The 12,684-nt window shown below is 40.6% G+C and carries 10 protein-coding genes, 25 tRNA genes and 1 rRNA gene (1 of these 36 cut by a window edge); 1 reads left to right on the top strand and 35 read right to left on the bottom strand.

All coding sequences use genetic code 11. The features are described 5' to 3' along the window. Positions 1-105: 105 nt before the first annotated feature. Genes AB1I62_RS02050 through AB1I62_RS02040 form a run of 3 tightly spaced genes read right to left on the bottom strand, consistent with a single transcriptional unit; the run spans position 106 to position 1,809 of the window. Positions 106-780, bottom strand: coding sequence for an HD domain-containing protein (locus tag AB1I62_RS02050; RefSeq protein WP_002364995.1), 675 nt, complete (start codon positions 778-780; stop codon positions 106-108). A gap of 12 nt (positions 781-792) precedes the next feature. Further along, positions 793-1,305 (bottom strand): DNA-3-methyladenine glycosylase I, encoded by a 513-nt coding sequence (locus AB1I62_RS02045; RefSeq protein ID WP_002355189.1) that lies wholly within the window; start codon positions 1,303-1,305, stop codon positions 793-795. Positions 1,306-1,317: 12 nt separating this feature from the next. Further along, positions 1,318-1,809, bottom strand: coding sequence for a methylated-DNA--[protein]-cysteine S-methyltransferase (locus tag AB1I62_RS02040; protein WP_002355188.1), 492 nt, complete (start codon positions 1,807-1,809; stop codon positions 1,318-1,320). Between the two features lie 111 nt (positions 1,810-1,920). Here AB1I62_RS02040 and AB1I62_RS02035 point away from each other — a divergent pair, with 111 nt between their 5' ends. Further along, positions 1,921-2,514: a bifunctional transcriptional activator/DNA repair enzyme AdaA gene (locus AB1I62_RS02035; RefSeq protein WP_002358333.1), complete on the top strand. Its 594-nt coding sequence runs from the start codon at positions 1,921-1,923 to the stop codon at positions 2,512-2,514. A 17-nt stretch (positions 2,515-2,531) separates the two neighbouring features. On the opposite strand, the gene AB1I62_RS02030 is transcribed toward AB1I62_RS02035, so the two are convergent. The 32 genes from AB1I62_RS02030 to rrf form a co-directional block, all read right to left on the bottom strand. After that, a complete protein-coding gene (locus AB1I62_RS02030; protein WP_002364998.1) occupies positions 2,532-3,275 on the bottom strand; it encodes an alpha/beta hydrolase in 744 nt (247 codons plus the stop codon). A 137-nt stretch (positions 3,276-3,412) separates the two neighbouring features. After that, the gene (locus AB1I62_RS02025) at positions 3,413-4,231 is read right to left on the bottom strand and encodes a histidine phosphatase family protein (protein ID WP_002364999.1); all 819 of its coding nucleotides are present in this window, start codon (positions 4,229-4,231) and stop codon (positions 3,413-3,415) included. A 20-nt stretch (positions 4,232-4,251) separates the two neighbouring features. Then, positions 4,252-5,718 (bottom strand): glycoside hydrolase family 1 protein, encoded by a 1,467-nt coding sequence (locus tag AB1I62_RS02020; protein ID WP_002365000.1) that lies wholly within the window; start codon positions 5,716-5,718, stop codon positions 4,252-4,254. 122 nt (positions 5,719-5,840) lie between these two features. Next, a complete protein-coding gene (locus tag AB1I62_RS02015) occupies positions 5,841-7,271 on the bottom strand; it encodes a 6-phospho-beta-glucosidase (protein WP_002355183.1) in 1,431 nt (476 codons plus the stop codon). A 23-nt stretch (positions 7,272-7,294) separates the two neighbouring features. Further along, positions 7,295-9,193 (bottom strand): beta-glucoside-specific PTS transporter subunit IIABC, encoded by a 1,899-nt coding sequence (locus AB1I62_RS02010; protein WP_002358327.1) that lies wholly within the window; start codon positions 9,191-9,193, stop codon positions 7,295-7,297. Positions 9,194-9,266: 73 nt separating this feature from the next. Next, positions 9,267-10,109, bottom strand: coding sequence for a BglG family transcription antiterminator LicT (licT, locus tag AB1I62_RS02005; protein ID WP_002355181.1), 843 nt, complete (start codon positions 10,107-10,109; stop codon positions 9,267-9,269). Positions 10,110-10,351: 242 nt separating this feature from the next. After that, positions 10,352-10,423: transfer RNA gene (locus AB1I62_RS02000), tRNA-Glu, on the bottom strand. A 15-nt stretch (positions 10,424-10,438) separates the two neighbouring features. Then, positions 10,439-10,526, bottom strand: a tRNA-Ser gene (locus AB1I62_RS01995). Positions 10,527-10,536: 10 nt separating this feature from the next. Next, positions 10,537-10,610 (bottom strand) — tRNA-Ile (locus AB1I62_RS01990). Positions 10,611-10,623: 13 nt separating this feature from the next. Beyond that, a tRNA-Gly gene (locus AB1I62_RS01985) sits at positions 10,624-10,694 on the bottom strand. Between the two features lie 14 nt (positions 10,695-10,708). Beyond that, positions 10,709-10,781, bottom strand: a tRNA-Phe gene (locus tag AB1I62_RS01980). A gap of 5 nt (positions 10,782-10,786) precedes the next feature. Further along, positions 10,787-10,860 (bottom strand) — tRNA-Asp (locus AB1I62_RS01975). 48 nt (positions 10,861-10,908) lie between these two features. Next, positions 10,909-10,982 (bottom strand) — tRNA-Met (locus AB1I62_RS01970). Between the two features lie 33 nt (positions 10,983-11,015). Next, positions 11,016-11,105, bottom strand: a tRNA-Ser gene (locus AB1I62_RS01965). A 12-nt stretch (positions 11,106-11,117) separates the two neighbouring features. After that, a tRNA-Glu gene (locus AB1I62_RS01960) sits at positions 11,118-11,189 on the bottom strand. A 14-nt stretch (positions 11,190-11,203) separates the two neighbouring features. Further along, positions 11,204-11,277 (bottom strand) — tRNA-Ile (locus AB1I62_RS01955). A gap of 9 nt (positions 11,278-11,286) precedes the next feature. Next, positions 11,287-11,357 (bottom strand) — tRNA-Gly (locus AB1I62_RS01950). 1 nt (position 11,358) lies between these two features. Next, positions 11,359-11,435 (bottom strand) — tRNA-Asp (locus AB1I62_RS01945). A gap of 38 nt (positions 11,436-11,473) precedes the next feature. Beyond that, positions 11,474-11,547, bottom strand: a tRNA-Met gene (locus AB1I62_RS01940). A 33-nt stretch (positions 11,548-11,580) separates the two neighbouring features. Beyond that, positions 11,581-11,670 (bottom strand) — tRNA-Ser (locus AB1I62_RS01935). Positions 11,671-11,703: 33 nt separating this feature from the next. After that, a tRNA-Ile gene (locus tag AB1I62_RS01930) sits at positions 11,704-11,777 on the bottom strand. 20 nt (positions 11,778-11,797) lie between these two features. Continuing rightward, positions 11,798-11,871, bottom strand: a tRNA-Met gene (locus tag AB1I62_RS01925). A gap of 22 nt (positions 11,872-11,893) precedes the next feature. Next, positions 11,894-11,966, bottom strand: a tRNA-Ala gene (locus tag AB1I62_RS01920). Between the two features lie 13 nt (positions 11,967-11,979). Continuing rightward, positions 11,980-12,053: transfer RNA gene (locus AB1I62_RS01915), tRNA-Pro, on the bottom strand. An 11-nt stretch (positions 12,054-12,064) separates the two neighbouring features. Further along, positions 12,065-12,138 (bottom strand) — tRNA-Arg (locus AB1I62_RS01910). A gap of 14 nt (positions 12,139-12,152) precedes the next feature. Next, a tRNA-Leu gene (locus AB1I62_RS01905) sits at positions 12,153-12,238 on the bottom strand. 15 nt (positions 12,239-12,253) lie between these two features. Then, positions 12,254-12,325: transfer RNA gene (locus AB1I62_RS01900), tRNA-Gly, on the bottom strand. Between the two features lie 4 nt (positions 12,326-12,329). Then, positions 12,330-12,405 (bottom strand) — tRNA-Thr (locus tag AB1I62_RS01895). A gap of 6 nt (positions 12,406-12,411) precedes the next feature. Next, positions 12,412-12,493, bottom strand: a tRNA-Leu gene (locus AB1I62_RS01890). A gap of 16 nt (positions 12,494-12,509) precedes the next feature. Beyond that, positions 12,510-12,582 (bottom strand) — tRNA-Lys (locus tag AB1I62_RS01885). A gap of 6 nt (positions 12,583-12,588) precedes the next feature. Then, positions 12,589-12,661 (bottom strand) — tRNA-Val (locus AB1I62_RS01880). Between the two features lie 14 nt (positions 12,662-12,675). Further along, positions 12,676-12,684, bottom strand: a 5S ribosomal RNA gene (rrf, locus tag AB1I62_RS01875) (it continues 107 nt past the right edge of the window).

Genomic DNA, 12,684 nt, shown 5'->3' with positions numbered 1-12,684 from the left:
CACCCGTTTATTCATCCATCATTTTACCACTTCTGAGGTATTTGTAAAAAAGAGTTCTCTTAAAATTCAAAAAGAAATGTACTGACTGTTTTAGTTGGCCCTCATTTATCGGTGTCCATCCCACTCTTGATAAAATTCCTCCAGATAAAGTTCCATAAATTGATGACGCTTTTCCGCCAATAAGCGACCATAATTTGTATTGATTTGTTCCTTTAACTTTAAAAGTTTCTCATAAAAATGCATAATAGCAGTATCTTCCCCATTCCGGTATTCTTCTTGGGTTAACTGTTCACGAGGTTGTTTGTGAGGATCGTGAATTAAACGGCCTTTATTTCCCGAATAAGCCATCACCCGTGCAATTCCAATTGCGCCGATGGCATCTAGTCGATCCGCATCCTGGACCACTTTTCCTTCTAATGTAGTAACTGTTTTCCCAGTATTTCCTCCTTTAAAGGACATATTAGCAATAATGGAAAGGATGTGATTCGTTTGCTCTGTTGATACGTTATTTGCTTCCAACCATTGTTGCACCTTTAGTAAGCCAGCCTCTTCACTTTCGTTAAATTTTTCATCGCCAATATCATGTAACAATGCTGTTAATATACATAAAAATAAATTTGCTTGTTCTTTCTCTGCAATTGTTTTTGCTAATTGTGTCACTCGATAAATATGCCACCAGTCATGGCCACTTGCTTCGTTGGCTAATTCTTGTTGAACATAACGCGCTGCTGCTTGAATAATTGTTTGTTCTTCAAAACTAAGAGATTCATTTTCAAACATCCTAACACTCCTTTATTCTGGATTTAAAATTTCCACCTGGATAATCCCGCTAGCTTTCAGAAACATATTGGTGACAATCGGACCTACAAAAGAAAATCCTCTTTTTTTTAAGTCTTTTGCTACGTTATCTGACAAAAGCTGTGTGCGCGGGACTTGGTATGCTTCTTCATAAATAGATAAAACGGGGACGTTTTTTACAAATTGCCATAGATAATTGGCAAAACTGCCAAATTCTTCTTGTACTTTTAAAATTGCTTGCGCATTTTTAATGGTTGCTTCAATTTTGCGCCGATTGCGAATCATATCTGGATCAGCTACTATTCGATCGACTTCGTCAGGCAACAGCGCGGCAACTTTTTCCGGCTTCATTTGGCAAAAATTTTTCATGAATGCTACTTTTTTCCCTGCGGCTGCTTTCCAACTTAAACCAACTTGAAAAACACCCACCGTCAACAATAAAAACAGCAAATCATCCTCTCTTGTAGGTTTTCCCCATTGTTCTGTATACCATTGATAGTTGTTCATCGCCGCCTCCTTTTAAGACTGTTCAAATGTTAATAATGCTTGTTTCATTGCTAAACCACCACGGTAACCGGTTAATTGTCCCTTGCTGCCGATGACTCGATGGCAAGGAATGACCATTAATAAAGGATTTTTCCCAATCGCTGTGCCAACTGCTCGAACCGCACGTGGACGCCCAATTTTTTCTGAAATTTCTTGATAGGTCATTGTCTCACCATAAGGGATTTCTTGCAACGCCTGCCAAACTTCTTTTTGAAAGGGCGTTCCTTCGATGTCTATGGGGCAAGCAAACGTTGTCGAATGTTGGTTAAGATAACTTATTAATGCTTCTTTATAAGGCGCAGTTTTCTTTTCAGAAGCTTCTAATTGTGCTTGAGGGTACCAGTTTTTCAGCTCTTCTATCGATTGATTGGCTGAACCTACAAAAGCTAGTCCAGCGTCTGTCACACCAAGATAATAGTGATCGTTCTGCCATTCTTGTTGCGCATAATAAATTTTTTTTGCCATATTTCTACACTTCTTTCTCGTGTTTTTCTTATCTTCATTATAATTCTTTTGGCTTTCAAAATCTTGCGCTCCTATCACTTTTTACTTGTTTTTATTAGGGATTCTTTTACAATGAAGAAAACGGGAGGTGTGCTTACAATGAAAACAACGTATCGACTTACTCAGAAACGTTGGGAAGCCATTCAAAATAATAATACGCAATTTGATGGTGATTTTTTTTATGGTGTGACCACAACTAAAATTTTTTGTCGTCCTTCGTGCCCTTCCCGTGTGCCCAATAAGAACCACGTTCTGATCTTCAAAACGGCTCAGGAAGCTTTAACACTTGGTTTTCGTCCATGTAAAAGATGTCAACCAACCGGGCAAGTCGTTCCTAACGAGGAATGGGTTGCTCAAATTAAGCAATTTATTGATCGGCATTCAGCGGAACCTTTAAGTTTAGACTATTTAGCGCAAACCTGCCACGGTAGTCCCTTTCATTTGCAGCGAACCTTTAAGGAACAGACGAAACAAACCCCATTAGCTTATTTAACAAGTGTCCGAATTAGGCAAGCCCAAGAATTGCTTCTCCATTCACCCCTTACGATTCAACAAATCGCGAAAAAAGTTGGCTTCCAAACCGCAGCATATTTTGCCACCACTTTTAAAAAAGAAACAGGCGTAACCCCCTCTGTTTATCGCAGTAAAAATGAGCCGAAAAAATAACATTTCGGCTCATCGGATTATTTATTGGGGCGTGATTGTAGCCATGCTACAATCAATTGACTGATTTCTGTTTGCTGTTGCTCATTAGAAATTGTCGCTTTGTTGTCTCCTTTTTGGACACCGTAATTACCAAACCCTGCATGGTTACCACCTTTGATAGATACATACTGCGTATCTTTTGGCAAAAACTGTTTGGCTTTTTGGTAGCTAGTCCAATTTAAAACACCATCGTTTGTGGCTGTTATTGACAGAACCGGCAGATCTTGCTTGTTTAGTGCACCTTTTTCGTCAGGATAGCTGGCTAAATAAATCATGCCTTTGATTCGTTGCTCATTTTCCGCTACAAAACGACTAGCCATCACACCACCCAGAGAATGCCCAGCCAAAACGAAGTTTTGTTGTGGATGATCCTTTATAATTTGTTCTGCAGCATTTGGTGCAAGAACCGCTAAATTCAAAGGAAAATGAACAACATAGACATCATAACCTTTCGTAGCAACTTCTTGCGCCCATTCACTATAACTAGCGGGCGCAACCAATGCACCTGGATAAAAAATCAGTGCTGTATCATTTTTTTGCCCGTTTGTATAATAATCATAGTTTTTTTCTTGCGTGGCACTTTGGCTTATTTTTAAGGCTGAATCGGTTGCTTGATACGTACTATTTTTAATAAAAATAGTCAGACCGATGACTAATACCGCTAAAAAAAGCCCGATTCCTAGGACAATTTTTTTCCAGCGTGATTTTGTTCTATTTTTCATCTCATTTCCTCCCAATGAAAAAATTCTTCTTTCTGATTCTACCTTTAATAAAAAAAGAACACAACAATAGGAGTTGGTGAAGCAACCCTTTTCTTGCTCCACCAACTCCTAACTAGACTGTTTCTCGATGCCTTAGATTATTTTGATTCTTTTTCGCCTGCTTCTAAGTAGCTGACATCATTGACTTTATCCAAAGTATATTCGCCATTTTTGTAATGAATTGTTGTGATACTAGCATTCTTTAAACCGCCTTCTGGGACTTTAAAATCATCAAATAAAGTTGCTAACAACGCTGAAATACTCAAGCCATGAGAGACCACTAAAACATTGCCATTCCCGGGATTGGCTGATTCTGTGGCAACAATTTTATCTAAGCCTTTTTTTAAACGTTTGGTAATTGTAGCATAGTCTTCTGCAGGCCAGTTATTCTTGCTTTCCTCGCGCTGTTGATCCAGTTTAGCTACACTGTTGGCAAAAGATTCAGGGGTCATGTTTTTCATAAATTCTTCTAAGGAAACACCTTGATCATCAGCAATATCCTGCCACATTGTCTTGTTTAAATCCCCTTCATAGCTACCAAAATTAAATTCACGTAAATCTGGGTCCCGCACGACTTCAAGGTCTTTGCCTGCTTTATTTTGATCTAAAATAAGTTGAGCAGTTTGCAAGGCGCGGCCACTATCACTACTATATGCATTTTGAAAGGCAACATCTTTCAAACCAATCCCAGTTGCTGTCACAACTTTTTCACCTTCTGGTGTTAAGACCGCATCTGACCATCCTTGTACGCGGTCCGTCGTATTTAACATGGTTTTTCCATGGCGCACAATGTAAAGAGTTAGTTCTTCAGGTTTTGTCTCTTTTTCTTTTGTCGTTGCTTGCTGATTTTTACCACAACCAACCATTACTAAAATGGCCAGAAAAAGCATCCCCACAATCGTCAATCGTTTTTTCATTTTTTATTTCCCCTCATTTTCTACTCAGTTGTTAAGTTTTCACCATTACTAGCGATAACTTGTTTGTACCAATTAAATGATTTTTTCTTAGTTCGTTTCAAGGTTCCCTGACCTTCGTCATCCATGTCTACATAGATAAAGCCGTAACGTTTTTTCATTTCGCCAGTCCCTGCTGAAACTAAGTCAATACAACCCCATGGCGTATAACCAATTAAGTTAACCCCGTCTTCTTCTACTGCGGTTCTCATGGCTTCAATATGTTGTTTAAAATAATCAATGCGGTAATCGTCGACAATCGAGCCATCCTCTTGCAATGTGTCCACCGCGCCAAACCCGTTTTCAACCACAAACAATGGCATATTGTAACGATCTGACAACTGACACAATGAAATTCTTAACCCTAAAGGATCGACAGCCCAGCCCCATTCAGATTCTTGCAAATAAGGATTTTTAACCGCAGGCATTTGGTTGCCTCCGACATATTTTACTTCTTCGGGATAAGCAGTCGAAACGGTCGACATATAATAACTAAACCCGATATAATCAACTGTTCCTTTTTGAATAATCGCTAAATCCTCTGACTCCATTTGAATTGTCATTCCTTCACGCTCAAATTCTTTGAGCTTATGCGCTGGATAATAGCCCTTAGCCTGGACATCCATATAAAATTCTTGCTCTCGGTTAAATTGAACAGCTGCCATCACGTCCTCAGGTTTGCAGGACAAAGGATAACTTGGAATATAAGCCACCATCATACCAATCTGGAAATCTGGATTGATGGAATGTCCTAATTCAACTGCTTTCGCACTTGCTACAAATAGATGATGCGCTGCTTGATATTTACTTTGTTTATCATTATTGTGAATCCCAATTTGCGTCCAACTTCTTAAAAAATTAATTTCATTAAAAGTCATCCAATACTTCACTTTATCCTGATAACGCGTAAAAATGGTTTCGCAAAAGAAAACAAAGAAATCAATCACTTCACGATTTTTCCAACCATCATATTCATCGGCCAAATACATCGGAATATCAAAATGGTTAATCGTCACAACGGGCTCAATTCCATTGCGCAGCAAAGCATCAAAAACTTTATCATAAAAGGCTAAGCCTTCTTCATTAATCTCTTTTGTTCCATTTGGGCAAATCCGGCTCCAGGCGATAGACAGCCGAAAACATTTGAAACCCATTTCTGCAAATAAGGCGATATCTTCTTCGTAATGATGGTAAAAGTCCGTCGCTACATGACTAGGGTAGTATAACTCTTCATCGATATAACCAATCGCTCCTTCGGGTAATGCTTGATCGCGCGTACACGAAGCTTTTTGGCCCTCTTTAGTTAAATACGTAATCCGTCGCGGTTCTGTTTGACTACCACCAGTAATTGCATCTAATGTACTCAGACCTTTGCCTCCTGAAAGGTAGCCACCTTCATATTGGTTAGCAGCTGTTGCACCGCCCCATAAAAAATTTTCTGGAAATCCCATAAAATCCCTCTTTCCCTCTGTTTTTAGGCATCACAAAGAAACCATCAAGGGAATTGACACTGGCAGAAGAGTCCTTGTTTTTTCTACCAACGTCAAACGCCCTTTAATAGTTGCTAATTTTATTAATTACTTAAATCTTCACCATTTGTTGCGATTACTTTTTTGTACCAATCAAACGATTTCTTCTTGCTTCGTTTTAACGTACCATTTCCTTCGTTATCGCGATCCACATAGATAAAGCCATAGCGTTTTTTCATTTCACCTGTTCCAGCTGATACTAAATCAATACAGCCCCAAGTCGTATAGCCTAACAAGTCGACACCATCTTGTTCAACGGCATCTTTCATCGCTTGAATATGCGCCGCCAAATAATCGATACGATAATCATCGACTACATAACCATTTTCGTCTGGTGTATCTACCGCTCCTAAGCCATTTTCAACAATGAATAGTGGTTTTTGATAACGATCATATAAGTCATTCATCGTAATTCTCAAACCAAGTGGATCAATTTGCCAACCCCATTCACTGGCTTTTAAATAAGGATTTTTCACAGAGGCAAAGATGTTACCAGCTGTTTGCTCATTAATTTCTGGATCTGTTGATGTGACACGAGAAGAATAATAAGAGAACGAAATGAAGTCCACCGTATGTTCTTTTAAAAGTTCTTCGTCGCCTTCTTCCATTTCAATTTGAATACCTTTACGTGCCATTTCTTTTAAAGCATACGCAGGGTATTCCCCACGTGATTGGACATCAATAAAGAAATAATTTTCACGATCTGCTTGTCGAGCAGCGAAAACATCTTCTGGTTTACAAGTATAAGCGTAGTTGGAACCAGCCGCTAACATACAACCTACTTGGTTTTCAGGATCTACCTCATGAGCAATTTTTGTCGCAATTGCACTTGCTAGTAGTTCATGATGGGCCGCTTGGTATTTCACTTGTTCTTTGTTTTCGCCTTCTTCAAAGTATAGACCTGCTCCCATAAATGGTGCATGTAAAATCATATTAATTTCGTTAAATGTTAACCAATATTTGACTAATCCTTTATATCGGTTGAAAATTACACGGCAAAGATTTTCATAGAAACCTACTAACTTACGACTACGCCAAGCGCCATATTCTTCCACTAAGTGCATTGGGCAGTCAAAGTGTGTAATCGTTACTAGTGGCTCAATCCCATATTTATGACATTCTTTGAATAAGTCTTCATAGAACTTCAAGCCTTCTTCATTCGGCTCTGTTTCATCTCCCATTGGAAAAATTCGACTCCAAGCAATGGATAAACGGTATGTTTTAAAACCCATTTCACCAAATAAGGCGATATCTTCTTTATAGCGATGATACATATCAATCGCCTCTTGTGCAGGATAGAAATGTTCTTCATCAAAGTTAAACATTTTCTTTTCACCAGTGATTACTGGAAAACGATCTGGACCAGTTGGCGCTAAATCGACGTTTGCCAAACCGCGTCCACCTTCGTTATAGCCACCTTCACATTGATTGGCTGCTGTTGCGCCACCCCATAAAAAGTCTTTTCTAAATGCCATAAATTCTCTTCCTCCACATCTTTTTATATTAAAGCGGTCAGCAAATCATCACTTGTTGAAACTTCATTACTGCCGACTTCCAAAATATCTAAATAATCCGCTGTATTCGTCACAACGATTGGGATTTGTGTACTAAACCCAGCTTTTTTAATTCCTTCTAAATCAAAGGTTACTAATGTTTGACCTTTTTTCACGCGGTCACCTTGTTTTACAAAAGCTTCAAAGCCTTCGCCTTCTAATTGAACTGTATCAATCCCAATATGAATCAATAATTCTGTGCCGTTATCTGAAATCAAACCTAATGCATGTTTTGTTGGGAATAGTGTGACAATCGTTCCATCAAAGGGTGCAACCACTTTGCCTTCCGTTGGTTCAATCACGACCCCATTTCCTAATGCTCCATTTGCAAAAGCAGGATCCTCTGCATTTTTTAAAGATAACACTCGTCCTTTGACTGGACTTGTAATATTTTCTTTTTTAATCGTTGTTTTATCAATAATCACTTCTTCTTCCTCAACTGTATTGTCTTTCCAGAAGAAGAATGTTAGACCAAAACCGACGACCGCTGCAATGGCAATTGCAATAAAGGACTGGATCATCCCACTTGCATCATCACCATTGATAAAGTTTAGCACACCGAAAATTCCTAAACCACCCATTGTATAAGCTGTCACATTGTTGATCATCAAATATAAACCACCGACAGCGCCACCAATCATTGAATAAATAAATGGCCATTTTTTTGGTAAAGTGATTCCATAAATTGCTGGCTCTGTTACACCAAAAATACCAGAGATAATTGCTGGCGGACACAAAGCTTTTAACTTTTTATCTTTCAATTTGAAGAACATCGCTAAAACAACCGCTGTTTGCGCAAAACTAGCTGCAAATGATCCCGTTAATACTTGGCTTGAACCTTCTTGTGTCACTTGCATAATAGCTAATGGCACAACGCTCCAATGTAAACCAAAAATAACTAAGACTTGCCAGAAGAAACCAAGAATCAAACCATACAAAGCTGGTGAGAAACTCATTAATGCTGTAAAGCCAGCGCTTAATAAATCTGTTAGCATGCTAACGATTGGCCCAATTACTAAGAAACCAATTGGTAAGGCAATCAACAAGACGAAAAACGGTACTAAGAACGTTTGAACAACTTCTGGAATAATCCGTTTAAACACTTTTTGAACTTGTGCCGCAAAAGCAATAATGAAGATGATTGGTACGACACTACTTGTATAGTTCGCACCGACCCAAGGAATCCCCATAAATGTATTATAGGCAGGTAAGCCGAATAAATTATACGGTGCTGCGGCTCCGGCACCCGCTGTTGTTTCAAAGGCCGTTTGTAATGCACTTCCTTGAATCGTTGGGTAACATAAAGCTGCGCCAATCACGATCCCTACCATCGGATGCAACCGGAATTTTTTAGCTGCTGTATAACCTAAAATAACTGGCATAAAGTAGAAAATTGCATCGCCAATCCCATTTAACATGGTATAAGTCCCTGACGTAGCCGTATAGAGCTTTAAGAAAACCAATAAGGCATTTAACCCTTTGACCATCCCAGCCGCTGCTAACGCCCCTAAAAAGGGTTGGAAACAACCACTTAAAATATCTATTAAGCGATCAAATAAATTCCCACTGGAAGCTTCTTCTTCACGTTCTCCTGACAAGCCTGCAATACTAACTACTTCTTCGTAAACGGCTGGAACATGGTTCCCAATAACGACTTGGTATTGTCCACCGCTTTTCATAACAGTTACCACACCGTCCATATTTTTTAAGACATCATCATTCGCTTGACTCTCATCTTTTAATTTGAAGCGAAGACGTGTGATACAATGTGTCAAACTATTAATATTCTCTTGCCCACCGACATTTTTTACAATTTTTTCTGCTAGTTCATGATATTTTCCCATCTTTTTTTCCTCCAAAAATTTATTTTCATTTGAAGGTTTAGCCAACTGAATGTCACTATCCAAAGTGGTGCGTTTATTGTTCCGTTGTTTGTACAATTCGTGCAATGTGAATCGTTAGGTACAAGCGTTCTTCATTTGAGACTTGATAGTCATAGTTCTCATTTAAATACAAGCTGATCTTTTCCACGCAACGATAGGCGTTAAGATATTTCTTTTTAATTACCGCATACAGTTCTTCATCATCATTTTCGACAACTTCACGTTGGTGTAATAAGCGATAACAGAAAAATTTTAAATGTGTGCTAAATCGATAAAAGTAAACAGAGTCTTCATCAAAACTTACCTTAAAATAGTATTTGACGATATTTGTAATCTCTTGCATCAACTTTGTCAATTCGTAAATATTACCGACTTCTTCCTCCATCTCCGCATTCACCAAGTGCAATGCGATAAAACCTGCCTCATCCGTTGACAATTCCATTCCTACGCGCTTTTGTACCATTTTTAAAGCATTTACTCCTACTTCGTACTCTTCAGGAAAAAAACGTTTAATATCCCATAATAATAAATTCTTAATTGCAATTCCTTGTTTTTTTCTTTCTAAAGCTGTGTACAAATGATCCGTCAGAGAAATATAAATGGTATCATTCAAACTCTTTTTCAACGTTGATTTTGCATAAACAATAATGTCATCCGAGAGTTTCATCATCTCTAAAGGAATATTTCCTAACAATTCTTGAAACTTAAGTGATGTTTCTTGATTGGCTAAATAAAAAACTTGATCAATACTTTCATCAGGAACCCAATCCCCAATGCGTTTCTTAAAAGCAATTCCTTTGCCCATAACAATTTGCTCTCGTTTATCATCATCTAATGTAATAACCACATTATTGTTTAAAATTTTGTGAATAATCAATGCCCCACCTCCTTTGTGTTTCGTTGAAAAAAGAAAAACCCAATTTCTTCAAAAAGAACGACACACCTGTCGCTTCATGAAAAAATTAGGTTTAGCTTGTCTTTAAACAATCACTATCCATCTATTTACTTATCCCTACATCCAAAGAATAACATATTTACAACAAATGTCAACGCTTTCAACGACATTTGTTTGTAATAAAAATAAAAAAAGCATACAAACAATGTTTGTATGCTTCACTATGACCCGTACGGGACTCGAACCCGTGTTACCGCCGTGAAAGGGCGGTGTCTTAACCGCTTGACCAACGGGCCATTAAAAAGAAAAAACGGAGAAGGAGGGATTTGAACCCTCGCGCCGGTTTCCCGACCTACACCCTTAGCAGGGGCGCCTCTTCAGCCACTTGAGTACTTCCCCAAGAAATAAATGGGCCTAAATGGACTCGAACCATCGACCTCACGCTTATCAGGCGTGCGCTCTAACCAGCTGAGCTATAGGCCCCAAATAAGAAAAAAGCGGGTGACGAGAATCGAACTCGCGACAACAGCTTGGAAGGCTGTGGTTTTACCACTAAACTACACCCGCAAATTTTTCTTGGATGGCGCGGGACAGAATCGAACTGCCGACACATGGAGCTTCAATCCATTGCTCTACCAACTGAGCTACCGAGCCAAAAACGGTCTGGACGGGACTCGAACCCGCGACCTCCTGCGTGACAGGCAGGCATTCTAACCAGCTGAACTACCAAACCAATTCGTTTTTGCTTTATGCAAATGTATGCTTTAAAAAATAAAAGCAATTGCGGGGGCAGGATTTGAACCTACGACCTTCGGGTTATGAGCCCGACGAGCTACCTGACTGCTCCACCCCGCGATAATTAGACTAAGGAAACTTAATTCCTAAGAAAGGAGGATAAGGGATTCGAACCCTTGCACGGTTTTACCCGCCTGACGGTTTTCAAGACCGTTCCCTTCAGCCGGACTTGGGTAATCCTCCGTAACAAAACTATGACCCGTACGGGACTCGAACCCGTGTTACCGCCGTGAAAGGGCGGTGTCTTAACCGCTTGACCAACGGGCCATTTTATAAAATTATGGGCCTAAATGGACTCGAACCATCGACCTCACGCTTATCAGGCGTGCGCTCTAACCAGCTGAGCTATAGGCCCAAAAAGAAAAGCGGGTGACGAGAATCGAACTCGCGACAACAGCTTGGAAGGCTGTGGTTTTACCACTAAACTACACCCGCATGGCGGTCTGGACGGGACTCGAACCCGCGACCTCCTGCGTGACAGGCAGGCATTCTAACCAGCTGAACTACCAAACCATACTTTTCTTTTTATGTGCTTTTGAAATCAAAAGCAATTGCGGGGGCAGGATTTGAACCTACGACCTTCGGGTTATGAGCCCGACGAGCTACCTGACTGCTCCACCCCGCGATAATTAGACCAAGGAAATTTAATTCCTAAGAAAGGAGGATAAGGGATTCGAACCCTTGCACGGTTTTACCCGCCTGACGGTTTTCAAGACCGTTCCCTTCAGCCGGACTTGGGTAATCCTCCATGATAAAAATAAAACTATAAACAACGTCACAATGGACCTTGTAGGACTCGAACCTACGACCGGACGGTTATGAGCCGTCTGCTCTAACCAACTGAGCTAAAGGTCCAGGCTCTTCCAAATGTATAATCGCGGCGGAGGGGATCGAACCCCCGACCTCCCGGGTATGAACCGGACGCTCTAGCCAGCTGAGCTACACCGCGAAACTCTTATATTAAATAAGAATGGAGCCTAGCGGGATCGAACCGCTGACCTCCTGCGTGCAAAGCAGGCGCTCTCCCAGCTGAGCTAAGGCCCCATGAAAATTATTATCGGGAAGACAGGATTCGAACCTGCGACCCCTTGGTCCCAAACCAAGTGCTCTACCAAGCTGAGCTACTTCCCGTATATAACTAATGCACCCAAAGGGAGTCGAACCCCTAACCTTTTGATTCGTAGTCAAACACTCTATCCAGTTGAGCTATGGGTGCTAAATATAAAACAATGCCGAGGACCGGAATCGAACCGGTACGGTGATCACTCACCGCAGGATTTTAAGTCCTGTGCGTCTGCCAGTTCCGCCACCCCGGCGTAATGAATTGGCTAAGCGGAAAACGGGGTTCGAACCCGCGACCCCCACCTTGGCAAGGTGGTGCTCTACCACTGAGCTATTTCCGCAAAATGGTGCCGGCTAAAGGACTTGAACCCTCGACCCTCTGATTACAAATCAGATGCTCTACCAACTGAGCTAAGCCGGCTAAATATGCGGGTGAAGGGACTTGAACCCCCACGCCTTGCGGCGCTAGATCCTAAATCTAGTGCGTCTGCCAATTCCGCCACACCCGCAAATGAAATATGAATATGAGCCGTACAGGGCTCGAACCTGTGACCCTCTGATTAAAAGTCAGATGCTCTACCAACTGAGCTAACGGCTCAAAAAATGGAGGTTAACGGGATCGAACCGCTGACCCCCTGCTTGTAAGGCAGGTGCTCTCCCAGCTGAGCTAAACCTCCAAAAACAACAATTCGCGTGGCGA

The organism is Enterococcus sp. AN402 (genome assembly GCF_040719405.1).
Lineage (GTDB): Bacteria > Bacillota > Bacilli > Lactobacillales > Enterococcaceae > Enterococcus > Enterococcus faecalis.
This window is presented reverse-complemented; position numbering and strand designations above follow the sequence as displayed.